Consider the following 25839-nt stretch of genomic DNA (forward strand, 5'->3'; position numbering starts at 1 on the left):
ATTGTATTAAATAATATTAAAAAAATTAAATATTGGAAAAACAAGTTAAAAATAACTTGCTTTTTTTAGGTGTTTATTTTAATGTGTGTGATGATTTATTTTTAAATCAGGAAAGGAAACAACTTTAAAATGGATATTAATAATATTATTAATGGGGAAAACTTTTTTAATAAAATATATGAAGATTTGAATAGATATGCTGTTGGAGAAATTGCATATAGGTTAGAAAAGTACGATGATCTTATTTTTCAAAATTATCAAAAATATGATAAATTTAAACATTATCGAGTAAAAGAAATAAGAACAAAAACATTAATTACTTTAAAAGGTAAAATAACATTTCGCAGACGACGATATTATAAAATTAATCCAATAACAGGGAAAGAAAAATATATTTTTATTTTAGATAAATTTTTAGGAATTAAAAAATGACAAAGACTGGGGAGTGACGTCAAAGAAAGAATTTTATTGTTTTTAAGTGATGATAAAAAATACCGCGATATTTCAGATGCATTAGAACAAGCAAAAATTAGTTTAATGACAATTTCAAATACAATAAAAAACGCAACAACAAACGACAAATATTATATTAATGATACCAATATCAAAATAAATGTTCCGCATACTTTATATATTCAAGTGGATGGAACATACTTAAAAATGAAAGTGTGATATGAAGGAAAAAAGATTAAAAAACACACCTTAATTTCTACCGTTCACACTGGATATGATCAAGAAAAATCAACCGAAAAAAGACATGTAATTGCAAATAAGTTAGGTGTTTACGAAATAGATAATATTCCAATTTATATTTCTAAAAAAACAAAATTAACCCGTTTTGTTGTTAAATTAATACTTTTGATAATAAGTAATTATAATATTCAAGATGATACCGAAATTATGATTTTAGGTGATGGAGCAGATTGAATTAAAGGGGTTAAAAAAGTTATTGCAAATCGTTTTCCTAATAACAAAGTTCATTATACAATAGACAAATTTCATTTAGTAAAAAGATTTAAGGATTTATTACCCCACCGAAGAAAAATTAAAGAAAATAAAGAAACTTTTAAACAAGTTGTTGATTATTTTTATAATGGAAAATATTATGAATTATTACAATGTTTAAAAGAAAGTGAGTCATTTATTCCTAGTTCTAAAAAGTTTTTAAGAGAAACAATTAACTTAATTAAAAATAACGAAGAGGGTATTAAAAATCAAACATTATGAAATAATATTGGTTGTCATATGGAGGGTGATGTTTCCCATTATGGTAAGGGCATATTTTCTAAAAAAGGAATTTATAGCGAAAAAACTGTTAAAAATAAATTGAATACTAGTATGCTAAAATTAAGAAATAATATTAAGGATTTTAAACAACCAGAAAAACCACCAGAAAATAATAGTATTTTATATAATAATTTTAATAAAAATGAACAACAAAACTTACATCTTTATTAATTTTATTTTTAAATTAAATAATTTTAATAAAAATGCATTTTTTGCTGTGATTAAATTTAAAAAAATATAAAAATTTGTTGACAATAAAATTAAACATGGTATCTTTAAATTAAGTATGTGGATTATTTATTCCATAATTTCTTAAATATACTAAATACCCTTAAATAATTTATACAATCATTAACCATAATAAATATCTTCAAATCATTCTGTTTTTCCGCGATGTTTAACTTTATGAATTCGCTTTGGCATTCCGCATTTACTGCATTTAATCATAATGTTGAAATCTAATATTTAACGATTGATTTATTAATATAACTAAGTGAAACAAAACAAGGACAACACCTTTACTAAGTAAGTAAGTGAATTATTTATTAATTTCTTAATTTAATATGGTTTTTTTCAGAAAGGAAACAACTTTTTATTATTTTAAAAATTATAAATATATAAAGATGCTGTCCTTGTTTTGAATCAATTAGTTATTTTAGGTTTTTTCAAATAAAAAAACCATTTTAGTAAATGGTTTAATTATTCTTATTTAATTTCTTTATATTTTTATACCCTATTTTTTTTATACAGTCCATTGGTATGTCCCAAGTTGTCTGACAGTTCAACAACATATTTACCATTTGTTGTTGCTAACTGCGACCCATCAAGTTTTATCCCATTTGATGGGTCAATATTACTTGATTGTGATATTTTATTTCATTTATCATCACAACCATACACCATCACAGTTATCACACTACTTGCTGTTGGCTTTATCATTGTGATAACACTTTCACTATTTGCATAGTAGAATGTGTTAACTGGGTTTGTGAGATTACTTGTATCAATTTGACCAAGATAATCTTTTATTATCGTTGCGGTGGATGATGTTGGTGTTACATCAATTTTCAAATCAACGGTTGTTGCTGGCACAACATTATAAGTTACATCAACTGAACTCGTATAACTTTTGCTGTATTTTTTCGCGGTTAAAGTTGAAGAGTGATTATCTTTTTTTGTTATTTCAATTTGCGAAAAATCATCAATGACATTGCCGTTTTTCTGATTAACAGCAGAGAAAATAGTGTCATCATTGTTATTGATGATATTACCTAAATCAGTCGTTTTAATTAACTCACTTAGATTTTGTTGTACTGGCGTTGGTGTGGGGTCAATTTTCGCCTGCATAGAGACCGTATATATAATCTCATCAATATTCTTTTCGGTTATTTCAACGCTAATAAATAAGTTTTTTAAAACCGTTATAAATTGTGTTCTTTTTTGATTTGTTCAACGCGTTTTTTATATTCGCGTTGTTTTTCTTTATCTAAATTGTTGTATAAATTACGTTTTCATTCCTGGCGAACTCTTACCAATTCAAACTTTTTATTGTATAAAGCTAGTTTGTTAGTAATTAGTTTGTATTCTTTTTGTTTTTCTTTGGTTAAGTTTTCAAATCAACCACTTTTCCAATGTTTTTCTCACTGCTTTTAAACTAATCGACCGGGGTGGTTTTCAATTTTTCATTGTTTTTCTCTTCGTTGATCTTTTTGAACATCATTTTGGTCATAATCAATTTTTGTATCAATATAACTTGCTCGTCGCATATCATCATGTCCTTTCTAGTTTCTTTTTTTCCACGCTAACCACAACAATAGCTATTGTGGAATTTGATAATATTTTTCCATAAATAAAAAATAGGTAAAATGACTGTTTTATCACTCTACCTATACACAAAAATTAAAAAATGTTATAATTTAACCAAGAGCTAACACAAATGTGCAAAGTTCAGTTAAATTATATATTAACCCCAATTAAGCGGTTTGTTAGACCCTTAATAGGTGTATAGAAGAATGACATGGGAGTCATTTTCTTTTTATTTAGTTGTTTTAATTCTATCACAAATGTGCTGATAAAATACTTTTTTATCACCCCTTTGCAAAAACAAATAAAAAGGAAATAACAGACCGCTATTTCCACAAACAAAATTATAATAATTGATAAACACATTCCAAGTTAAATTAAATATGTTAAGATGTCTATGGAAACACAGTTGTTGTTCAAAATGTTTGTGTTTCCGTTTTTAATTGTGTTATAATATACTTAATAAAATATTTTTTTATTTTTGCTATTTTACAAATTTCTCAATTAGTAAAAAATTACTAAGTAAAGAAATAATTAAAATTACTAATTTAAATTCAATAATTGATGCTTATAATACTTTTCATCAAAAGAACAAATAAAAGACAAAATAAAACAATTAAATCCAAGGATAGATATTAGTAAAATCAATTTTACCAATATAACTACAAAATGTGCAAAAGTTAGTTTTAAAAATAACAGAATTATAATAAGATTTGGATTAAAAAATAATTAATTTTAGAATTTGTTAAACAAAATTATTTTTAAAGAAATTATAATGATAAACTTTTTTTAATAAAGATTCAATTTCCTAAGTTAAATAAACCAATTGATAAAACTAACATAGTTGGTAATTGCCAACAAAAATCTAAACTTTTAGGTTGTAATGGATTAGCAATAATAATATTTAAATTATTATTTGGTAAATCAGTAAAATTTAATGCTGAATTAAAAAATGAAATAATTGTTAAAAATTTAAGATATTTTAATTTTTCTAAATTTGTGTTACTACCGCTTAATTCTTCCCCAACAAAAGATAAAATACCAAATAACAAAAACAATATTGAAATAAATGATAACAATGAAATAGATATTGCAGAATTATCAAAATAACAAGAAATAACTCAAACAATAAAAGATCATAATATCCATAAAAATAAAAATGAAAAACTTGTAAGAACTAAATTTATTTGATTTTGTTGATTAAAATCTTTGTAAACCAGAGAGAATAAAATTAATTGTAAAAATAAAAAACCAACATTTAAAATTATAATTGACGAAATTAATGTAAAAATTTTTGAGTTTAAAATTGTTTTTCTTGACATAGGCAATACTAATCAAGAAGCAAAATAACCTTCTTTAATTTCTTTTGTTAATAAAATTTGAGTTACAATTATTGAATATGGAAAAAACATTATAAGACCACAAAAATAACCATACATAATATTATTAATAATTTGACCACCTGAAAGTTGATTAATATTAGTAGCTGGACTAAAATATTTTACAGTTATCGATAGAATTGTTAATAACAAAAACAAAATAAATCATATAATTAAAATTATTTTTATATTTTTAAACTGTAATTTTATAAATTTTAAATTAATCATTGAAAGTCACCTCTTTTTCATAAAATTTAATAAAATGTTGTTCTAAATTAAATGGTAATTCTTTAAAATATTCCAGTTGATAATCTGTTATTTTTTTTAAAAAATTATTTATATTATTTTGACTGATTTCAACTTTTATTATTTTTGTTACTTTATTACTATCAATTATTTTTCATTTTTTATTCATAAAATTATCATAATCATTAATAGATATAAATTTTAATTCATAAATTTTATCAACATTATTTTTAATTTCTTTAATATTAGCTTCTGATACAATTTTACCTTTCTTAATAATTGCTATTTTATCACAAGTATTATCAATTTCACTAAAAATATGTGAACTCATAAAAATGGTTGCCTCTTTTTTTTGTAAATTTTTAATTAATGTATTAAATTTTTGTTGCATTAAAGGGTCTAATCCTGAAGTTGGTTCATCTAAAATTAATACTTTTGGCTTATGCATAAAAGTGCTAATTATAGCTACTTTTTGTTTCATTCCTTTTGACATTTTTTTAATTTTCCGTTTAGGATCAAAATCAAAATATTCAATTAGTTTTTCTACATATTTTCAATCAACATCCTTTCTAATTTCAGAAATTGTTTTTAAATAAGTAATTCCTGTCATATATTCTGGTAAATTAACTTCACCAGCTAAATAGCCTAAATCTTTCATAATATTTTTAGTATCTTTTCACACATCATAACCTAAAATAGTACCTGTACCACTATCCGATTTAATAAATCCTACCATTTGACGAATAACAGTTGTTTTACCAGCACCATTGGGACCAAGAAATCCATAAACTTCGCCCTTTTTAACCGCTATATTAATATTAAAACAACCAATATTAGGTTTATATTCTTTTGTCATATTTTTTAATGATATTATTTCCAAATCAATCATTCCTTTCTATTATTTTAAACAAAATTATTCTTTAAAGAAATTATAATGATAAACTTTTTTTAATAAAGATTCAATTTCCTAAGTTAAATAAACCAATTGATAAAACTAACATAGTTGGTAATTGCCAACAAAAATCTAAACTTTTAGGTTGTAATGGATTAGCAATAATAATATTTAAATTATTATTTGGTAAATCAGTAAAATTTAATGCTGAATTAAAAAATGAAATAATTGTTAAAAATTTAAGATATTTTAATTTTTCTAAATTTGTGTTACTACCGCTTAATTTTTCCCCAACAAAAGATAAAATACCAAATAACAAAAACAATATTGAAATAAATGATAACAATGAAATAGATATTGCAGAATTATCAAAATAACAAGAAATAACTCAAACAATAAAAGATCATAATATCCATAAAAATAAAAATGAAAAACTTGTAAGAACTAAATTTATTTGATTTTGTTGATTAAAATCTTTGTAAACCAGAGAGAATAAAATTAATTGTAAAAATAAAAAACCAACATTTAAAATTATAATTGACGAAATTAATGTAAAAATTTTTGAGTTTAAAATTGTTTTTCTTGACATAGGCAATACTAATCAAGAAGCAAAATAACCTTCTTTAATTTCTTTTGTTAATAAAATTTGAGTTACAATTATTGAATATGGAAAAAACATTATAAGACCACAAAAATAACCATACATAATATTATTAATAACTTGACCACCTGAAAGTTGATTAATATTAGTAGCTGGACTAAAATATTTTACAGTTGTCGATAGAATTGTTAATAACAAAAACAAAATAAATCATATAATTAAAATTATTTTTATATTTTTAAACTGTAATTTTATAAATTTTAAATTAATCATTGAAAGTCACCTCTTTTTCATAAAATTTAATAAAATGTTGTTCTAAATTAAATGGTAATTCTTTAAAATATTCCAGTTGATAATCTGTTATTTTTTTTAAAAAATTATTTATATTATTTTGACTGATTTCAACTTTTATTATTTTTGTTACTTTATTACTATCAATTATTTTTCATTTTTTATTCATAAAATTATCATAATCATTAATAGATATAAATTTTAATTCATAAATTTTATCAACATTATTTTTAATTTCTTTAATATTAGCTTCTGATACAATTTTACCTTTCTTAATAATTGCTATTTTATCACAAGTATTATCAATTTCACTAAAAATATGTGAACTCATAAAAATGGTTACCTCTTTTTTTTGTAAATTTTTAATTAATGTATTAAATTTTTGTTGCATTAAGGGGTCTAATCCTGAAGTTGGTTCATCTAAAATTAATACTTTTGGCTTATGCATAAAAGTACTAATTATAGCTACTTTTTGTTTCATTCCTTTTGACATTTTTTTAATTTTCCGTTTAGGATCAAAATCAAAATATTCAATTAGTTTTTCTACATATTTTCAATCAACATCCTTTCTAATTTCAGAAATTGTTTTTAAATAAGTAATTCCTGTCATATATTTTGGTAAATTAACTTCACCAGCTAAATAGCCTAAATCTTTCATAATATTTTTAGTATCTTTTCACACATCATAACCTAAAATAGTACCTGTACCACTATCCGATTTAATAAATCCTACCATTTGACGAATAACAGTTGTTTTACCAGCACCATTGGGACCAAGAAATCCATAAACTTCGCCCTTTTTAACCGCTATATTAATATTAAAACAACCAATATTAGGTTTATATTCTTTTGTCATATTTTTTAATGATATTATTTCCAAATCAATCATTCCTTTCTATTATTTTAAACAAAATTATTTTACCATAAAAATAAAAAATATATTTTACTTTTCTTTGTTTAGTTTTTTCTCAAAAATTATGAAAATCTTTTATACTTGGCATCCTGTACGATGAACACGTAAAAAAGCAACTCTTGTTAGAGTTGTTTTTTATTTGAAAAACAACTTAATAGCAGAGTGGGGCAGTTATTTAAAATAACTAAGTGCTTCCATAGGAACATGAGTTTATACTCATTCCCACAGCCGTCCTAGGCAAGTACTGAAATAGTGTATGAGAAAAAAGGTAAATCGGGACTGGTTAATAACTAAGCCATAGTCGTGATAAGTCCAAGGCTAATATTGAACGACAATAAATATTGAGATAGTGACTTAAATAATTAAATTTGCGAAATGTGTGGTTGGTTGGAGTTTAAAAAAAGATAGCATTCGGTCCTTCATATGGATGCAAGTAAATTTAATTTCAAAAACTGAGCGTTGCATCCCTGAAAAAGGAACGGAAAAAGGAAGACAATATATGTCTGGTGGAAAACAAATAAAAATAGTTGTATATTTACAAAATACAAAATATAGAACAATTAACATACCGCCACCGCTCGCCCCCAGTGAAGCGGATGGCGTAGTAAATAAATAGATAAATACTTATATAACTAATTCTCGCTTCGGCACTTTCACTTGGGAGTGAGTGCCAGCGAGTTAAAACTAGGAGGAATTATAATGACAGAATATAAAAGTAAATATATTAATGAAACTTGTCTTAAAAAAAGATATTGAGGATATTGCTTTAAATGTAATCAAGAAAATAAATTAAATGAATTAATGCGTAAAAGTTACCTTGTTTCACAAGATGAAATTACTGATGAACATTGAGCATTAGGAAAACAAAATTAGGGGGAATTAAATTATGGAAAAAAGATACTTATTAGTAATGAAATTTGAAAATGAAGTTCTAACTAAATCGTTTTATACATTAAAAGAAGCAAAACTTACTGCTAGTGTTGAAAATGAAAATGAATGATTAACAACCATTATTGATTTAGAAAACGAAAATATTAAATGACAAGGATGTGAATAATATGTGAAAAGATGAAAATGGAAATACTTATACCGAAGAAGATTTATTTAATGAAGCATTAGAAGAATGTTATTCAGAAGAGAGTGCTTATGACTATATTGAAAAATTAATTATGGAAAAGAATTTGGAAGAATTATAAAATGAAAACATTACAAGATTTAATTAAAGATTTAACAGATATTACTGTTGAACAAAATAAAATAAATAATTATTTAAAAAACGAATGATTAGATTTACAAGGTACTGATTTATATGGTGCTGATCTATCTTATGCTCATTTAAAAGATGCTGATTTATATGATGCTAATTTAAGAGGTATCAAAATCACTAAGAAACAATTAGAACAATTAACTGTTATTGAGGATGATGAATAATGACTAATATAGTTCAAAATGTTAATTTCCCATTTTTAATTAAAGGTAATGATTTTAAAGAATTAAATTTAAAAGCATTAAATATTAAAAAATGAATTGATGAAAATGGTCAAGAATTAGCAGAATTTATTTATAATCATCGTAATCATTATAATACTACTGGTTATCAAGATGTACATTTAAAAGATATTCCTAGTCTTGTAAGTAAAATTGATATTGTTTTTAAAGATCCATCAGAATTAATTAAAGTATTTAAAGATGATTTCAATCGAATTCATACTAATATTATTCATTTTGAAAAATATATTGAAAATCATAAAATTGAAATTAAAAATAATATTAATCAAGTACGCATTAAAAAACAAAATGAATTATTTAAAGAACAAGAATTAAAAAAACAAGAATTACTTGAAAAAGCAAATAGTTTAACACCAGATATGGGTCTTAATATAGACCAAATTCAAGATGAGCAAATTCGTGTAATGGAACAAATTGAGCAAATTGATAAATCATTAGAACCAATACAATTAAAAAAAGTTGGTATTAATTTAATTAAAGAAAAATTATTAATAAAAGATATTGAAGTATTAGGGATTGATGATGATTTTTTAGAAAATGCTAATCAATATGAATTAAAACAATTAATTAAATATTTAATTGTTGATGAAAAGTTAGTTAAAAATACAATTAAAGCACAATGAGATACAAATACAGATAATAAAGTATTTGATATTAAAGGAATAAATATTCAAATTAAAGGAGCGAAATAAAATGATAAATGAATTACAACAATATATTAAAGGTACAATTATTAAATATGAATTAAAAGTTAATGATAAATATTTAAAAGAAAATATTTTAGCACTTGAAGAATTAAAAATGAAAAATGGACAAAATTATATGCAATTAGTTAATAATGCTGATAATGCAAAAATAACAGCATTAGGTATTATTAAATTAAGTAATAAAGGATTAATTTTTGGTAAAGATTTTAATATTATTCCGTTTAAAAATAAATTAACTACTGTTATTGATAGTAAAGTTTATTGTAGAATAATTGAAGAAGCAGGATATAGTCCACGAAAATCAATTATATTTAAAGGTGAAAAGTTTGAATGAGATGCTATAAATTCTTGTCCTAAAATACATGAAATTAATTTTAATGCAAATACTAGTTATTATAATGAAATTATTGGTGCTTATGCTTTTGCAAAAGATAAAAATGGAAATTATCAAGGTATTTTATTAAGAAAAGCAGATATTGATCGTTTAAAAAATAGTAGTCCTAGTGGTAATAGTGAATATTCACCTTAAAATAAATGACCAAAAGAAATGGTTTAAGCAAAATTATATCGTAAATTAGCACAAGAATTAGGAATAGATATTAGTGATATTTATTTAGATGAAAAAGAAATTAAAGAAGGTGGTAATTTTGAATATATTTCATTTAAAGATATTGATGTCGCCAAAAATAAGGGGCAAATGAGCGATGAACCCTTATCAAATAATATAATAAAAGATAAGTACCCCGTCTTATACAGAAATAGCTGATAATGTAGTTAAAGAAGAAGATATTTTAAATGTAGTACCAGCAGTTAATAATGAATGAGATTAGGAATGAACAAAATGGGAATAAAAATAGGTATTGACCCATCAGTTACTGGTACTACTGCTATTGTTCTTTATTTAAATAATAAAATTATTCATTCGCAAGATTTTTTTAATAAAGATTGAAAAGAGCATTATGATTTTATAGATGAATATATTGATTAAAAAGGTGATTTTATCACACAAATATGAAATATTAAGATTGCCTATATACAAATGCTAATGCTAGTAAAGATAGAGATGATTTATTACGATTGCTTGGAGTTTGCAAGATAAATCATGAAGATAAATCATGATTTTAATTGAGATCACCGCGCTATACTAAATCAGTTGTTAAAAATATAGTAAATTTAAGTAAATATAATGATAGCTGCGTATGAAAATATGATAAAGATACTAATTTAACTTATCAATATGGTAAAGATTATTACTAATTATGAAAGGATTTAATAATTTTATGAAAAAAGATAAATATAATCAAAAACGGAAAATATATTATTCTAACTTTATTCGAAAAACAGTTAATTTGTATTTGAATCAAGAACAAGAAAAAATATGAAATAATTTACCACAAAACTATACTTTTTCTGAAAAAGTAGAATACTTTATTAATTTTTATATAAAACACAATAAAGAAAAATAAAAAAATAACCTTAATTGGTTATTTTTTTAATTTAAGTCCTGCGACTTTATGTGCTTTATGAGTAATGTCTCATTTTGTTGCTTTATGTTGTAAAGTTGATTCAATTAATTCTTCATTATCATATTTTTCTAAATCAGAAATTGATTGTTTTAAATCATTAATATCTTTTTCAACACGATCAATATTTTGTGTACCAACACCACCAAAATGATTTTTAATATCATTCATAACTAACACAATATTTTCAAAAGCATCTTCAATTTTATTAAAGATTTTTTCTTCTGTTTTTTCTCTAAAATCATCTGTAATGCGTTCTGCTTTTACTGAGATTGCTTTATTTTTAATTAATTTACTAATTATGTAAGCATAAATTGCCACCTTTCTATTTTTAATCTATATATTTTGCCGTACGTATAATTTAATTATAACAAATCTTATTCTTTTATTCATCTTTTTTTCAAACAGTATTCATTTCAACTTTTAACTTGTTATATTGTTTTTTTACAATTATGACAAATATTAATATTATGTTTTTTAAGATATTTACGAAATATTAATCAACCAAATAATATTAAATATAACTTGGTATTTTATAAATTTGTTCTAAGCATTTACCAATCGGTAATTTAATTGCTGGTATTTTAGGTATTTTTGTTGTTAATCAAGCAGTATCATGTAATATTAGATATGATATAATAATTCCAGCATATCCAAAAAACCACCATCAGTTATATTGTGCTGACCAAACATAAATTCTTTAACTGGTTCTAAACTTGGTATTCAATTAAAATGTAAGCTAGTAAAAATAATCCGTATAAACTTAAAAATGGTGTATTATATAAAATTGATAAAGCATTATATCTCATAATATAAGCTTTTTTAATATGAAATGGATATTTATCATATTTTAAAAACTTACGATTTTTTAAAGCTTTAAAACTTTGACTTGGATTTCTTTGTTCAAAACCTAATCTTTGTCAATAAGTACCATTTTCATTTTTAATAATAATAATAATATCTTTATCTATAATATTTACACCTCTAATATTTACACCTCTTGTCGTAAAACCCAAACACTATTAATTGGTATATTAGAACCCTCTGAACCATTAGTTAAATAAACCCGACCACTAGCGCTATATAAAGCAATACTATAAGGGGTTTTATCGATATCATCAATAAAACAAGTTGCTTGATGTTTAGATAAAGTTTTATTTTCTTTTGTTCCTGTAAAATAAGGTGGTTCAAGTCATAACATACCTTCAGCACCTTTACGATTAGTTGGTGATAATCAAACTTGATAACGATATTCTTCTGAAAATTCAGGAATATCAATATACTTAGAACTATCAGGCGTATATGATATCGTTACTTTTTCTCATTTAATTTTTTTACCAATTTCACCTAATAATTTTAAAGCAATTTCAATTGTAATATTATCTAAAAAATCTTTATTAAAAGATAATTTATTTTCTTCAATGCTAATTATCATCTTTGTAGTATTAAGATAACGAAGGTTTCTTCTAACATCTTAAATCAACATAACATATGTAACATATGTCTATTTTGATTTTATTTTTTTCTTTCTTCTTTGCAATTTGTTTTCTTCTTTTTGGTAATAACTAGTAAAATTATAAATTTTTTGCAAATTTATGCAAAAGTATTTCTAATGTTAATTATTTGGTAAAAGAAAAACACATGTTAGATTATTAATCTAACATGTGTTACATTATTGGCAAAAGATATTAAATCCAATTTTATTTTGCACGTTTCATTGAATTCATAACCTTTTTAATATCTGCTTCCGACGGTTTGCGTCCCATTTGCATATACATTGCCCGAATTTGTTTTTCAGTAATTGGGGGATTATCACGTAATTGTTTTTGCACAATTTTTTTGGTAATTAAAAATCCTAAAACCCCACCAATAACTAAACAACCAATCCCAATAATAAGTCCTCCTCATCAAGGCATTCTTGTTGTCCTCCTTTTTTGTAATAAGTAATTATTAGCATAATTCCTATAATATTTTAACATATTTTTTAAAATAAGTCTTATTTTCCTGGTTTTTTGTGGAAACCATATACATTTAAGGCAAGTTCTATCGTTAGATTAAGTATACCGCTTTTTTTATTAATTTTTAAATCAACTAAATTAAATCTAAAAAACGACAAAGTACATTCAAATGCATTATATCATCCAATTTATTTCAGCCAGGACGTTCGTCTCTAATATTCGTTTTTTCGTAATTAAGACATTTATATAATTCATCATATAGGTAACCATATTTTTTTGTAACTATATCTTCACCATTAATATTTTTAGTAACAGTTAAATTTTTTGAAAAATATATTCTTCCAGAAGATAACAAGCGTTTTATTGTAAAATGTCGATCAACTATTTTTCATCCTTTTTCACCCGTAACCAAAATCCGACTAATACTATTTTCAAGACTTTTTTCATCTCAATTATGATTAATAATTAATTTTTCTCGAACAAAATCGCCTACTGTTCGTGCATGATGGCCAATTCTATATTTTAAATCTTCTTTTAATTTATGGTATTTTAAAGATCAATCATTAACTTTATTTGCCATACTAGAAACCTTTTTAGTCATATCTTTAAATTCAGTAGTTGAAATTGATTGTTCTTCTAAAATATAAATTTTAGTTGGAACATCATTTTTGTTTATTTCTACCCCAACTAAAATTTGGGTAGTATTCATTATTCTTAGGTTTTTAATAAAATTAAGTAATTAGAAACAAATTATGTCCCGCTTATGAGTAAATGATAACAAAATTTTTAAAAAATTCAACCTTTTTAAAAATTATATTTTTAATTAAATAAATAATCTTATAAAATTATGAATTTTGACACATTAAAAAGTACTTTTTAAAGTTATTACTAATTTTAAAAAGTTTTTTATTTATCAAATATTTCGCTTTAAATTTTCATCATACTTTATAAAATAGGATAAGAATTATCATAAATCAAACCGATTGCTACTTGATCCGAATGTTTTTCACTCGGATAAATAAACTTATTACTCAATCAAAAACCAATATGACGATTATTATGATTGGGTAAATTAATAAAACTTGCTTTATATGTTTTAAAAGGTATAAATTCCCTACTAATAAAATAATTTTCTATATTCTGATTTTTTTTAACAAAATTACTCAATTTTATTATCTCCTAACTAAATATTTATTTAATAAACATTGTTATATTTAATGTTTATATAATGTTTTTTAATTGTAATAAACAATGATTATTAAAAATGTTATAGATAATGCTAATATATTGTTTATTTAATGCTTAATAAACACTGTTAATAAACATTGTTAAATATATAAAATAATAAAAATTGGCACACTGAAAAATACTATTTAATTTTTAACAATAGTTATTAAAATATAAAATCATAAGTTTTAAGTTGATATTATTTAATCAAATCACATATAAAAACTAGTGTGCCACAGTTAAAATACATGATAAATAATAAATACTAAAATCCTTTAACCATAACACGGAAAAAGTTTAATACTTTAATAATCAAAAAAATGCAAACGGAATTAAAATAATTCACGCATCACCTAAAAAAAACCATTATCTCAGGTAAAATATTTGTTATACCTTCTTTAACTTTTCATAATGCACTAGATAAACCAGTTCAAATCCCAGTCATACCCTCAGTCATAGTTTTAGGTGTAGGTGCTGTTAAAAAATTAACCGCCGTTGTTAAATACATACCTAACATTATTTATTACTCTCCTTTCTTTCAATTTCTTTTTTTTCTTTTTTCTTTCCTCGAATTTGTTTAATTTTTTGATAAATTGATAAACCAATTCAAGCAAAAATCCCTAATATAATAACAACAATAAATATTGTCGTTAATCAAGTTGGCATAATATATCTCCTTTCAAAATTTTTAAATATCGCGGCACGCTTCGCGTGTTCGCTACGCTCAAAATAAACAATATTGAATAAATTACCGCTAATAAATTACGCGGATAATTTATTCATTTTCTTTTACATTATTAATTACTATTTTATTTACAGTATTAATAACAATATCTTTTCCATATTTAATTACTAAGGACCACAAAATAAAATAATGTTTCTTTTCAATAAAAAATCAACTCAGAAAGGAGTTGATTTGTTGCACTTTGATTACAAAATGCACTTTAAAAAGTACTTTTTAATGTGTCAAAATTCATAATTTTATAAAATTATTTATTCAATTAAAAATATAATTTTTAAAAAAGTTAAATTTTTTATAAATTTTGTTATCATTTAATCATAAGCGAAACTTAATTTGTTTCTAATTACTTAATTTTATTAAAAACCTCAAAATAATATATACTACCATAAAAATCATATTGCTAGTTATTGTTATATATTTATTATTTTAAATTAATCCCTAATTCATTCAACTGTTTGTCCTCAACTGGACTTGGTGAAGCTGTCATTGGATCAGTTCCTGTTGTATTCTTCGGAAAAGCAATCACATCCCGAATTGATTCACTATTCGTTAAAATCATTGCTAACCGATCAAGTCCAAATGCAATTCCGCCATGGGGTGGAACACCATAATTAAAAGCATTTAAAAATCAACCAAATTTGTTCTCAATTTCTTGGTTTGATAATTCTAATGATTTAAACATTTGGGTTTGAACTTCACTTTGGTGAATACGAATGCTTCCTCCCCCAATTTCATAACCATTTAAAACTAAGTCATAAGCATCAGCGCGCGCAGTTGCCATTTTCTGCTCAAAATTATCAATAAATTCACTAGTTGGCGAGGTAAAAGGATGATGAGCTGCTTCATAACGTTGATTTTCATCTGATCATTCATATAATGGTCAATTAACAATTCATAAGAAGTGATATTCATTCGGTGGAATTAAAGCAAACATTTTAGCTAATGCTACTCGGACTGCTCCTAAAGCTTGGCAAGTAACTGCTTTTTCATCACTAACAAAGAAGAATGTTCCAGTTTGTTTATTACATTTTTGTAATAATTTTGCTTTTTCATCATCACTAAGTACTTTTGCAAGTGGTCCTTCTCAATTTTTCTTTTCTTGTTTAACTCATGCTAACCCTTGTGCTTTGTTTTGTTGGGCAATCCGTGTTAATTCTTCAACTTGTTTTTTGCTGATTAATTGGGGAAGAAAAATTCCTTTTAAACTCAACTCCTTTTTTAATGCTGTTGCAAAGACTCTAAATTCAGTTTTCGCAAAAATATCTTTTGCATCAAATAACTGTAAATCATAACTCGTATCTGGTTTATCAGTGCCATATTTTTCAATTGCTTCATTATAATCCATCCGAAGAAAGGGCGTTTTAATTTTAACTTTCATCACATCTTGCATAATTGTTTGAAATAATGTTTCAACAAAATGGATAATATCATCGCGCTCAACAAAACTCATTTCTAAATCTAATTGCGTAAATTCTGGTTGACGATCACTTCGTAAGTCTTCATCGCGAAAACACTTTGCAATTTGAAAATATTTATCAAATCCGGCTAACATTAATAACTGTTTAAACAATTGCGGTGATTGTGGTAACGCATAAAAATTATGGGGATTTAAACGCGAGGGAACTAAGAAATCACGGGCACCTTCTGGTGTTGATTTGTTTAAAATTGGTGTTTCAATATCAATAAAATGATGAGCATGACAAAATTGCCGAATTGTTTGCACTAATTGATTTCGTAACATAATTTTTTGTTGCATTATTGGTCGACGTAAATCTAAATAACGATATTTCATTCGAACATCTTCTAACGCATCAGTGACATCATTAATAATTAATGGCGGTGTTTCGGCTTTTGATAAAATTGTGACTTGTTTAGCTGCAATTTCAATTGCCCCGGTTGGTAATTCTAAATTCTTACTTTTTCGTTCAATTACAACACCTTCAACACTAATAACAAATTCATTTCGAATTGTATTAATCATGGCATATTGGGGATGCTCTGGTTGGACAACAACTTGTGTAATCCCTGTTCGATCACGTAAATCTAAGAAAATAATCCCCCCTAACCGACGATTCTTTGCCACTCAACCGCTTAAAACAACCTTTTCTTTAACATTTTTTAATGTTAATTCACCACAAGTATGTGTTCTCTTCATTATTTCTTCTCCTTACTTAAAACTGTAATAATCTTGTCAAACTTAACTTCTTGTTCTTTTCCTGTTTGTTGGTTTTTAATTTTTACAACGTTTTTTTTCAATTCTTCATCACCAATAATAATAGAATTCTTTGCTTTCAAACGCTCTAATGATTTAAACTGAGCTTTAACACTACGTGTTAAATAATCACAATCAACACGAAAAGCACTTGCTCGAAGTAATAACAACAAAGAAGCAGCAAAATAACGCGCATGATCAGATAAACAAATTAAATAAGCATCAAGATAAGCCTCATCAGCTAGGGCAATATCATTCGCAGCTAAAGTTAATAACAATCGTTCTAGTCCTAAGGCAAAGCCTACCGCTGGATAATCTAAACTTGGTTCAAAGGTGTGCACTAATTGGTCATACCGTCCACCACCTAGTAAAGTTAATTCTCGCTCTGCTTCCTCAATCATAATTTCAAAAACAACGCCAGTATAATAATCTAATCCTCGTACTAATTGCGCATCTAAGGTAAAAGGAATTCCTAATTTAGTTAACAACTTTTGAATTGCCACAAATTCTTCATTTTCTGTTGGGGTTAAATAATCATAAATCTTTGGCGCATTACTAAATTTATCATGATCAATTTTACAATCTAATACTCGTAATGGATTCTTTTGTACCCGAATTTGACAATCAGCACATAATGTTTGTTCTTGGAAGAAAGCTGTTAACACACCAAGATACTTTGTTCGTGCTGCACCAATTGTTAAATAATTTAGTTTTAATGTTAAGTTTGTTAATCCAAGTGTTTTTAATAAATTATAACCAAGTAAAATAACTTCAACATCTAATAAATAATTCTTAGCTCCGACCACTTCAACTCCAAACTGATTAAATTGACGTAAACGGCCATGTTGAGGTCGTTCATAACGAAACATATTCCCAAGGTAAAATAATTTTAATGGTAATTCATATTTCCCATATAGTTTATCTTCAATAATACTACGAATAACAGGTGCGGTTCCTTCTGGACGTAAAACAAATGCTCGCTCTTTTTTATCTAATAATTCAAACATTTCTTTGCTAACAATATCGGTTTCTGCTCCTACTGAACGCACAAATAAATCTTTTGCTTCGAAAATTGGAGTTCTAATTTCATGATAGTTATATTGCATAGCAAGACTACGCAGCATTAATTCTAGGGAACTTAATTCACTTGCTTTTTCATAATAAAGATCTTCAGTTCCTCGTGGTTTTTGCATATTCATAACTTTCTTCCCTTCTAAATAAAAAACTAAAAGATTGCTTAGGAACGAAAAATCGCGGTGCCATCCTATTTCATTATCTTTTAGTTAATGCGCTTACTTGTCAAAATCTATTAAATTTTATCTTCATGTTGTCATCACGCTTTAAAATTCCAATAGTTTCCACCAGCCACTATTTCTCTGTTCAATTATTGTCAACAATAATTTCTTTCAATTAAAATTATACCTATTTTTTTAGAAAAGTAAAATGAATTAGCAATTTATCTTGTAAAAACCATTCATACATTCAATCAAAATAAATTGAATTTTTAAAATATTGATTATATATACCAAATTTTTACTACTAATGTATATTGGGAATATTTATATGACCATATATAAGCAAATGCGAAAAGTTATTGGATCACAAACAAAACTACCGTTTAAATCTAAATAATTATTACTTTGATTTTTTCTTATTTTCTTAAATAAAATAAATACAATAATATTTAAAGTTAATATATTATATATGTTAAACAAAATTCTATTTTTTAATAAAAAAAGATAAGAGGAAAACAATAATATATGTAAACTTATTCATCATTGTGCAAACAAAAATGAAATTATAAAAAGTACTATAGCAAATGAAATAACATTAAAGTTAATAATTGATAAAATAATAAAAAGACTTGCTGAAGATATACTACTACAAAATAGAAATCAAAAAAAACATTTTAAAATGGTTTTAATCACTGCCCCAGTCTAAATTTGGAGTTATATCTAAAAATCCAATTCACACAACATTTCCTTTATCTCATTTATAATTATTTTTAAAATTTAAATTTAAAAGTTGTTCCAATATTTTTTCATAATAATATTAACATAATTTTGAAATAATTAAAAATTAATTTAGTGTAAAAACCATCGACACTTAAGACCACTAAATTCTTTAATATAAACTTAGACAGAATTAAAATAATAGCAAGTAATAAAATTATATAAAAAGGGTTAAGTTCTTCTTTAACCCTTTTTTCACATTAATAAAGTATTAAACATCTTCTTTATAATATTTATTTCATGATGCAATATCATCACTATCATTCTTATTAACTGGTTCTAATGATGGCCGTTTTTCTAAGTCAATTTCGTCTTCAACATTATTATTCTTTTTCCGCGAATCAAGGATAAATTCTTTATCTGGTGCTGTCCGATTTTGTAACGCTTGAATTTGCATTCTAATTCGTGACATCGTTAATTTTTTATCTTTAAATTCAATCATTCACTGGATTGGTAACATTAATGGGTCAAGTTTTCCCCCATTACGAATAATCATTAATAGCATATTAATAAATTTACCAAATCCTTCTTCCCCTTTTCAATGTTCCATTTCTAATGGATCATACATTAATTGATTTTTAACCAAATCATAATTGGAAGCATGTGCTTCTGTAATTTTTTCTGCTCATTCTATTTCAGGAATTAAATAAAAATTAGTTGATAAACTACAATTAAATAAATGTTGTTGATTTTTAAATAATGAGAAATTAAACTTATCAACAATAATGGCACTAATACTAATTGTTAAGCCAGTTAAATCAGTTACTTCTTTCATTCATTGAAAGATTGCTTGAACATAACGAAGAATAAATTTTAATTTTCCTGACGAATAAAGAATTGTTTTTCAGCTTTCATAATCAAACTGATATTCTGCATCATGTCGTACTTCACGAATATTTTCATCAGGTTCTAATGCTAAGAAGTCTTCAACTGATAAAATAATCATATCTTTTTTCATATGGTTTGTTTCTCCTAGGTGACCTATCTCATTGACACATTTTCTACTTAATTATATCATAAAACTAAGGAGAAAACTAGGTATTAGGGAAATAATTTAGCGCCTATGTTGGATATTTAATAAATTATTTTCTTAACATATTAATTTTATTATTTTATCTTAAAATAATTCATATAAATTTACTAAGAACTTCCTTTTTTTCTATTACATTTTACATGGACTGCTTGCAAATTCTCAATAGAATTATCGCCTCCCTGTGATTTCGGCTTTTTATGATCTAAATTTCATCTATAAATACTATTCTGTTGATTTTTAACACTTTCATAAGCACCATATATCATTGTTTTTTTACAAATTCCGCAAAGTTTATGGGCATCAGCTTCATCTTGTTGTTTTGATTTACAATTACATTTTTTTGCCTTATCTCAAACCATTTTTGTTTGTTGATCTAGTTTCATATAGTAAATATTCCTTTCTATTATTATTTATAAATTATTAGTTTTATTTTGTTAATTATTATTAGTTTTATATTAAATTAATCCCTACTAATTTATTAAATATTATTTTAAATTAATCAATTATATATAAAATATATGCAAAAATCATAGTTACCTATTAATTTACATTTACCTTTTAAAGTTTTTTAATTTGTTATATCTTATTCCTCATTTAATAAATATATTAATATATGTTAATATTAAAATGTAACTAAATAGAAAGAGGAAAAAATACAAAATAAAACATACAAATATATTAGATTAAATACCTTAGATGATATTAATAATTTTCTTAATCAAGTTCAACCTGAAGATTTTTGTATTGTAACAATTGATTCAACAAGAAAGGTTTGAGTTATTTTTCAAAAAGGATATGCTTTTTTTATTGAAATGAGCAAAACTCAATTCCTAATGAAGAATCTAATCCTGAATTAAAAAATTTAGAATATGAATATAATAAATAATTAAGAAAAATAGTATGTAAGAAAAGGGAAAATTTAAATTTTCCCTTTTCTTACATTAAATTAATAAAAATAAGCATATTTTTTATTATTAACTTAAAAATATTGCTAATTTAAAATAATTATGATAGAATGAACATTGTAAATGATTTTAAAAATATTAATATTATTTTTAAAATAAATGACTTTAATTAAACTAATTAAATAATAAGAAAGAAAATTTTGATATGGGGTTTACATCAGAAATAAAAGAAAGTTTGAAAAAAACTTATAAATCAATCAAAAAAGGAGTTAATTCATTTTTAAAGAAACTTGGTTTTAACAAAAAAGATGCAGCTGAATTTACAGATCATTTGCTTAAAGAAGGCGGAAAAGAAATCGCAAAACGACAAGCAATGACAAAAAAACAAGCCCAAATTCATAACCAAGTTCGCACACAATCTCCAGAAATTAACCAAGAAGTTTTTAGAAACTTTATGGATGTTATGAATGAATTACATGAAAAAACAAAAGAAAAAAATGAAGAACAATCATACGATAGATAATTTGAAAAATTATCCATTGTTTACTATAAGTTGCCTTAACAATCTAGATTATATCTAGATTTTTTTAATTTTTAGACTATATCAGACATACAGTTCTTATTTTTTGTAAATAATATTGTCACGATGTCAATATTTATATTTTTTAGATTTATTAATTTTTGCAGTTCTTACTTTTGCTACAATTCATAAAACACCATCAATATCAAGCAATAAAATTGTTTTCTGACCATTATTCAATTTAACCATCGAATAGCGTTTGTTTTGTTTGTTTCAAATTAATGATAAAACTTTATAAATGACATGATCAGTTGCATAAGCAACTCATTGAAAGAATATTAATAAAACTATTAAACTAAACATTAAATCAGTTAAGTAATGTGTTCTTGAAAGAATTTGCATAAATGCCATCATTGCAATATTTGCAATAAAAAACCCAAATATGAATCATTTTCAGCAAGTAATCTTTTGTTTACGTTTTTCATTCATAAAATATAACAAAAAACCATAAACAGGCATTGATGATGAATTCATGTGACCAGATGGAAATGCCTTATCACTTCAGTTATGTGTTACTTCCCCTACTTTTCCTAATAAAAAAGCTCAGTATTCAGCTTTAAAACCTTGAATTTGTCACCAATCTAAATATTCGGCATCAATAACATTAGTTGGTTTGTTTGTTCAACTATCTGGTAAATGGTCAATAACATATTGATAATCAACATGGAGTCAATATGGTCGTCCAAAGAAAGTTTTCAAAAGTGGATCAAAAGTAATACCAAAAAGCGCAAACACTACAAATATTTTTAAGGCATCAATTCAATAATTATTAGTTAATAAATCATCTCGTTTTGAAAATTTAACTCTTAAAAATCAAGCAATCCCGCCCATTAAGATAACTTCAATACTAAGTTGAATTGTCATTGCAACGATTGTGCTTGTTCCATCAAGACCAAATCAATAATCTCTTCCTTTACCACCAAAAGCAGAAAATGTTGATTGCTGATAAATCATTCAACTAATAATTAAGGTAAATAAAATTATAAATAAAGCATAAACAATAATAATGATAATTGCTAAGAATTTAAATTTTGATTTATATTTGATATTTAAACTTTCTAATAAAATCCCTACTCCTGCAAACATAAATGGAACGGTCATTGTATAAGCTAGTTTATCTCAAAATAAACTTAATCAACTGACAACACCATTATCATTTAAATCACCAATCGCTTTTGCAATTTGGCGGTCTCAAATACTGCCTACAATAAAAAGTGTTATAACAACAGTTAAGGCAATAATTTTTAATATTTTAAAAACAAATTTGTTCTTACTATCTTTGTTCATAAATGCAGAACCGTCAACATAGAACTTTTGTTTGGTGTATCTCGTAAAATTTCACATCTTCATAAAATGATTATATCATAATAAAAAACAGAAACTTGATAAATAAAAAAATGTTTTATTTAAAAACATTTTTAACTTGGGGAAGAAATTCTGCTAGTTGTTCTTTTGATAATACTTCGGTAAAAAGATGTTCACGAACCCCATTATCGGTAACTGTCATTGTTGTTGTATTAGCAATTTTTTTTAATTCTAAGACACTATTCCCCATCGCAACAGTATAACCAACAATTTTAGCAAGTTGAAGGTCATTATAATTATCTCCATAAAAAATAAACTGTTGTGGATCATACCCTTTTAAAGCACATAATTTTTTAAAAGCATAACCCTTATTAATATTTAATGCTTGAATATCAAATAAATCTTTTTGAGAGAAAACACCATCAGCTGCAGCTTTAAAGGGATGATAAATCGTTTGGAATTGCTCTAATTCAGTTGATGAATTAAAAGGGAATAAAATTTTTAAAACTTCAATTTCATTATTTTTTAATAAAGCTACATAATCCGTTTCTGTATCAATTGGAATGCGATAATCATCATTATCTAATTGGGCATTATACTTTAGCATAAAAGCAATTCCGACCAGATTCAGGATAACCATAAACCATATTAGCAGTATAAACAATGTGATCAACATTTACTGCAATGGCCTTTGTTAACACGGCAAGAGCTAATGCTTGTGGTAAAGGTTGTTGATATAATATTTCATTTGTTAAACTGTCACGAATTAACGTCCCATTACAGGAAATAATTGGTGTTTTAATTTTTAATTTTGCAAAATATTCTTTTGCCATTAAGTCTAATTGTCCTGAAACTAAAAACAAGTAATAATCACTAGCTAGTTGATATGTTTGTAATGCTTCATATGTTTCAGGATTAATTATATAACCTTTCCCTGTAATTGTGCCATCTAAATCGGTAATTACATAAGGATATTTTTTAACAAGATTCATAATCTTTTATTTCATTTCTACTTATCTACTTTTAATTATAAAACTAAATAAACTTTTTTCGTAGTGTAATTTTAATGTTTTGATGGGTTTCAACCATTATTTTTTGACCACTTTGCCCTTTAAAACTAATTCATCCTAAACCAGCAATAAAGAGCGAATAATTACCTGGTTCCTTAATTTCGATCATTCGTTCATTTCATTCTTGATAATCTTGTAATCTAACAACAGCAGTTGGTAGATGCTGGGTAAAATAATAATCTTTATTACTTAATTTGGTACGGTGTAATTTCAAATTGTTATTTTTATAAAAATGAAAACTTGTTTTTAAACCCGTCAGATATGAAAAACTAGCTAATCCTTCATAAAAAATTGTTTGCTCTGCAGACAATTGAAATGTAATTGGTTTTAATAGTTGTTTAGTAAGCATATTTTTATTATTTTCGGCAAGATATGGAAGTAGACTATGCTTATTAATAATACCAGGAGTATCATAAACTTTCTGTCTTGTTCCCAAATTAACAACAATTTTATCTAATGTTGTTGCAAGGTTATTCGAAACAGTAATTTTTTGTTGTTGGTTAGTTAACTTAATTAAACTATTTAATAATGTACTTTTTCCTGTATTAGAACTACCAACAAAAACAAGATCATTATCTTGGCGCTTAATATATCGTCATAATTCATCTAAACCATAATTTTTTAAACCACTCACTAAAATAATATCTTCTATTTTTGAAAAAAGCACTGAATTTCGAAAAAGTTCACTAATATAAGTAATAATTTTATTAGCATTAATTAATTTATTTACTAAATCAATTTTATTAATAATTAAAGTTACTTTATTATTTTGTAATAGTTGTTCTAATTTCAAATTCCGTGTTCCATCCAAATCATAAACATCTAAAACATAAAAATAATGTCAATTCAAATGATAATCTTGCCGTAACTTTGCAAAAAAATCAATTGCTGTTATATTATAAGGAACTAGTTCATTATAATGAGTTAACCGAAAACAACGATAACAATAATCTTGCGTTAATGTTTCCACATATCCAAGATTGTTTGGGGTTATAGTTTGTAAAATAACCCCACAACCAGCACACTTCTTATAAGATATCATAGTCTAATCCATATTCTCCTTCATCAAAGAAACCTTTATGTAAAATATTTTTTTGAGCTAACCGTTTATAAAGTAAATTTTCTAATAAACGCATTAATCGGTTTGATTCATTAACACCTGTTACTGGGACAACTAAAATGCTTTCCATATGGGCTCGATTAGCGAATAAAACATCCGTAATTAATTGATCACCAACCATAATCATTTCATGGGGATTAGTATTAAATTGCCGTGAAATCACACGAAAATATTTTAATAATGGTTTTTTAGCATTTCAATAATAATGTTCAATCCCTGCTTTTTGGGCAAACCGTTCAACTCGTTTTCGGGCATTATTTGATACTAACACAAAAATCATCCCTAATTCCTTGACCTTTTGAATTAAATTTAAATTATCAGTATTCGGAATACCACGGTAAAATGGTGTTAAAGTATTATCTAAATCACAAATAAAGACTTTAATTCCATGTTTTTTTAATGATTCAAGATTAATTTTATTAACATTTTTTACATAAATGGATGGTTTAAAATAATTTAGTAATAAATTGCGATTCTTTTTTTTACCAAAAATATTCTTTGCCATTATTTAAAACCCTCATTTC

The 25839-nt window shown here is 24.8% G+C and carries 32 protein-coding genes and 1 pseudogene; 11 read left to right on the forward strand and 22 right to left on the reverse strand.

All coding sequences use genetic code 4. The annotated features are described in order from the left end of the window. The first annotated feature begins 129 nt into the window (after positions 1–129). The gene (locus SDAV_RS01160; protein ID WP_114564227.1) at positions 130–1458 is read left to right on the forward strand and encodes an Mbov_0401 family ICE element transposase-like protein; all 1329 of its coding nucleotides are present in this window, start codon (positions 130–132) and stop codon (positions 1456–1458) included. Positions 1459–2013: 555 nt separating this feature from the next. Here the strand turns inward: SDAV_RS01160 and SDAV_RS01165 are convergent. The 5 genes from SDAV_RS01165 to SDAV_RS01185 form a co-directional block, all read right to left on the reverse strand. Further along, complete coding sequence (locus SDAV_RS01165) at positions 2014–2634, reverse strand: hypothetical protein (RefSeq protein WP_245938440.1); 621 nt, start codon at positions 2632–2634, stop codon at positions 2014–2016. A 1226-nt stretch (positions 2635–3860) separates the two neighbouring features. After that, a complete protein-coding gene (locus tag SDAV_RS01170) occupies positions 3861–4697 on the reverse strand; it encodes a hypothetical protein (RefSeq protein ID WP_114564228.1) in 837 nt (278 codons plus the stop codon). Then, on the reverse strand, positions 4690–5604 hold the full coding sequence (locus tag SDAV_RS01175) for an ABC transporter ATP-binding protein (protein ID WP_114564229.1): 915 nt from the start codon (positions 5602–5604) through the stop codon (positions 4690–4692). The genes SDAV_RS01170 and SDAV_RS01175 overlap by 8 nt, the downstream gene beginning before the upstream one ends. A gap of 40 nt (positions 5605–5644) precedes the next feature. Next, the gene (locus SDAV_RS01180) at positions 5645–6481 is read right to left on the reverse strand and encodes a hypothetical protein (RefSeq protein WP_114564230.1); all 837 of its coding nucleotides are present in this window, start codon (positions 6479–6481) and stop codon (positions 5645–5647) included. Next, positions 6474–7388, reverse strand: coding sequence for an ABC transporter ATP-binding protein (locus tag SDAV_RS01185; RefSeq protein WP_114564231.1), 915 nt, complete (start codon positions 7386–7388; stop codon positions 6474–6476). Before SDAV_RS01185 ends, SDAV_RS01180 begins: the two co-directional genes overlap by 8 nt. Positions 7389–7839: 451 nt before the next feature. Between SDAV_RS01185 and SDAV_RS11530 the strand changes: the two genes are divergently transcribed. The 9 genes from SDAV_RS11530 to SDAV_RS01205 all read left to right on the forward strand — a co-directional run bounded on the left by SDAV_RS11530 (position 7840) and on the right by SDAV_RS01205 (position 11094). Further along, on the forward strand, positions 7840–8028 hold the full coding sequence (locus SDAV_RS11530) for a hypothetical protein (RefSeq protein ID WP_151202493.1): 189 nt from the start codon (positions 7840–7842) through the stop codon (positions 8026–8028). A gap of 83 nt (positions 8029–8111) precedes the next feature. Next, positions 8112–8285 (forward strand): hypothetical protein, encoded by a 174-nt coding sequence (locus SDAV_RS11685; RefSeq protein WP_186823427.1) that lies wholly within the window; start codon positions 8112–8114, stop codon positions 8283–8285. A gap of 13 nt (positions 8286–8298) precedes the next feature. Next, complete coding sequence (locus SDAV_RS11690; protein ID WP_186823428.1) at positions 8299–8469, forward strand: hypothetical protein; 171 nt, start codon at positions 8299–8301, stop codon at positions 8467–8469. Position 8470: 1 nt separating this feature from the next. Beyond that, positions 8471–8608 carry a hypothetical protein gene (locus SDAV_RS11695; protein WP_186823429.1) on the forward strand — a complete coding sequence of 46 codons (138 nt, stop codon included), beginning with the start codon at positions 8471–8473 and terminating at the stop codon, positions 8606–8608. Between the two features lies 1 nt (position 8609). Next, positions 8610–8843 (forward strand): pentapeptide repeat-containing protein, encoded by a 234-nt coding sequence (locus SDAV_RS01190; RefSeq protein ID WP_114564232.1) that lies wholly within the window; start codon positions 8610–8612, stop codon positions 8841–8843. After that, positions 8843–9613: a hypothetical protein gene (locus tag SDAV_RS01195; protein WP_114564233.1), complete on the forward strand. Its 771-nt coding sequence runs from the start codon at positions 8843–8845 to the stop codon at positions 9611–9613. The genes SDAV_RS01190 and SDAV_RS01195 overlap by 1 nt, the downstream gene beginning before the upstream one ends. Before the next feature lies 1 nt (position 9614). Beyond that, on the forward strand, positions 9615–10157 hold the full coding sequence (locus SDAV_RS01200) for a recombinase RecT (RefSeq protein ID WP_114564234.1): 543 nt from the start codon (positions 9615–9617) through the stop codon (positions 10155–10157). 312 nt (positions 10158–10469) lie between these two features. Next, positions 10470–10616, forward strand: coding sequence for a hypothetical protein (locus tag SDAV_RS11700; protein ID WP_186823430.1), 147 nt, complete (start codon positions 10470–10472; stop codon positions 10614–10616). Positions 10617–10908: 292 nt separating this feature from the next. Further along, positions 10909–11094 (forward strand): hypothetical protein, encoded by a 186-nt coding sequence (locus SDAV_RS01205; protein ID WP_114564235.1) that lies wholly within the window; start codon positions 10909–10911, stop codon positions 11092–11094. Positions 11095–11112: 18 nt separating this feature from the next. Here the strand turns inward: SDAV_RS01205 and SDAV_RS01210 are convergent, their stop codons facing one another. The 12 genes and pseudogenes from SDAV_RS01210 to SDAV_RS01265 all read right to left on the reverse strand — a co-directional run bounded on the left by SDAV_RS01210 (position 11113) and on the right by SDAV_RS01265 (position 20718). After that, on the reverse strand, positions 11113–11472 hold the full coding sequence (locus SDAV_RS01210) for a hypothetical protein (RefSeq protein WP_114564236.1): 360 nt from the start codon (positions 11470–11472) through the stop codon (positions 11113–11115). Positions 11473–11861: 389 nt separating this feature from the next. Next, a complete protein-coding gene (locus tag SDAV_RS01215) occupies positions 11862–12167 on the reverse strand; it encodes a hypothetical protein (RefSeq protein ID WP_114564237.1) in 306 nt (101 codons plus the stop codon). Then, a complete protein-coding gene (locus SDAV_RS01220) occupies positions 12143–12586 on the reverse strand; it encodes a hypothetical protein (RefSeq protein WP_114564238.1) in 444 nt (147 codons plus the stop codon). The genes SDAV_RS01215 and SDAV_RS01220 overlap by 25 nt, the downstream gene beginning before the upstream one ends. Positions 12587–12851: 265 nt before the next feature. Further along, complete coding sequence (locus SDAV_RS01225) at positions 12852–13067, reverse strand: YneF family protein (RefSeq protein ID WP_114564239.1); 216 nt, start codon at positions 13065–13067, stop codon at positions 12852–12854. Between the two features lie 175 nt (positions 13068–13242). Next, positions 13243–13818 (reverse strand): hypothetical protein, encoded by a 576-nt coding sequence (locus SDAV_RS01230; protein ID WP_114564240.1) that lies wholly within the window; start codon positions 13816–13818, stop codon positions 13243–13245. Positions 13819–14022: 204 nt separating this feature from the next. Then, positions 14023–14276: pseudogene (locus SDAV_RS01235) on the reverse strand (DUF3627 domain-containing protein); the annotation flags it as partial. A 325-nt stretch (positions 14277–14601) separates the two neighbouring features. Continuing rightward, positions 14602–14853, reverse strand: a complete 252-nt coding sequence (locus tag SDAV_RS01240; RefSeq protein WP_245938441.1) for a hypothetical protein — start codon at positions 14851–14853, stop codon at positions 14602–14604. Next, positions 14853–15002, reverse strand: a complete 150-nt coding sequence (locus SDAV_RS01245; protein ID WP_114564241.1) for a hypothetical protein — start codon at positions 15000–15002, stop codon at positions 14853–14855. Before SDAV_RS01245 ends, SDAV_RS01240 begins: the two co-directional genes overlap by 1 nt. A gap of 497 nt (positions 15003–15499) precedes the next feature. Further along, the gene (gene aspS, locus SDAV_RS01250; protein ID WP_114564242.1) at positions 15500–17233 is read right to left on the reverse strand and encodes an aspartate--tRNA ligase; all 1734 of its coding nucleotides are present in this window, start codon (positions 17231–17233) and stop codon (positions 15500–15502) included. Further along, complete coding sequence (gene hisS, locus SDAV_RS01255; protein ID WP_114564243.1) at positions 17233–18489, reverse strand: histidine--tRNA ligase; 1257 nt, start codon at positions 18487–18489, stop codon at positions 17233–17235. Before hisS ends, aspS begins: the two co-directional genes overlap by 1 nt. A 1024-nt stretch (positions 18490–19513) precedes the next feature. Next, complete coding sequence (locus SDAV_RS01260) at positions 19514–20260, reverse strand: hypothetical protein (RefSeq protein ID WP_114564244.1); 747 nt, start codon at positions 20258–20260, stop codon at positions 19514–19516. A gap of 182 nt (positions 20261–20442) precedes the next feature. Further along, positions 20443–20718, reverse strand: coding sequence for an HNH endonuclease (locus SDAV_RS01265; RefSeq protein ID WP_114564245.1), 276 nt, complete (start codon positions 20716–20718; stop codon positions 20443–20445). A gap of 727 nt (positions 20719–21445) precedes the next feature. Here SDAV_RS01265 and SDAV_RS01275 point away from each other — a divergent pair. After that, on the forward strand, positions 21446–21763 hold the full coding sequence (locus SDAV_RS01275; RefSeq protein WP_114564246.1) for a hypothetical protein: 318 nt from the start codon (positions 21446–21448) through the stop codon (positions 21761–21763). A 96-nt stretch (positions 21764–21859) separates the two neighbouring features. On the opposite strand, the gene SDAV_RS01280 is transcribed toward SDAV_RS01275, so the two are convergent. The 5 genes from SDAV_RS01280 to SDAV_RS01295 all read right to left on the reverse strand — a co-directional run bounded on the left by SDAV_RS01280 (position 21860) and on the right by SDAV_RS01295 (position 25820). Beyond that, entirely contained in the window at positions 21860–23107 is a 1248-nt protein-coding gene (locus SDAV_RS01280; RefSeq protein WP_151202494.1) for a phosphatase PAP2 family protein, read from the reverse strand. A 115-nt stretch (positions 23108–23222) separates the two neighbouring features. Then, positions 23223–23732 (reverse strand): HAD hydrolase family protein, encoded by a 510-nt coding sequence (locus SDAV_RS13850; RefSeq protein ID WP_281268818.1) that lies wholly within the window; start codon positions 23730–23732, stop codon positions 23223–23225. Next, positions 23719–24117, reverse strand: a complete 399-nt coding sequence (locus SDAV_RS13855; RefSeq protein ID WP_281268819.1) for an HAD family hydrolase — start codon at positions 24115–24117, stop codon at positions 23719–23721. Before SDAV_RS13855 ends, SDAV_RS13850 begins: the two co-directional genes overlap by 14 nt. Before the next feature lie 43 nt (positions 24118–24160). Beyond that, a complete protein-coding gene (yqeH, locus tag SDAV_RS01290; protein WP_114564248.1) occupies positions 24161–25237 on the reverse strand; it encodes a ribosome biogenesis GTPase YqeH in 1077 nt (358 codons plus the stop codon). Next, the gene (locus SDAV_RS01295) at positions 25224–25820 is read right to left on the reverse strand and encodes a YqeG family HAD IIIA-type phosphatase (RefSeq protein ID WP_114564249.1); all 597 of its coding nucleotides are present in this window, start codon (positions 25818–25820) and stop codon (positions 25224–25226) included. The genes yqeH and SDAV_RS01295 overlap by 14 nt, the downstream gene beginning before the upstream one ends. Between the last annotated feature and the right edge of the window lie 19 nt (positions 25821–25839).

This window comes from Spiroplasma phoeniceum P40, assembly GCF_003339775.1.
Classification (GTDB): Bacteria; Bacillota_I; Bacilli_A; order Mycoplasmatales; family Mycoplasmataceae; genus Spiroplasma; species Spiroplasma phoeniceum.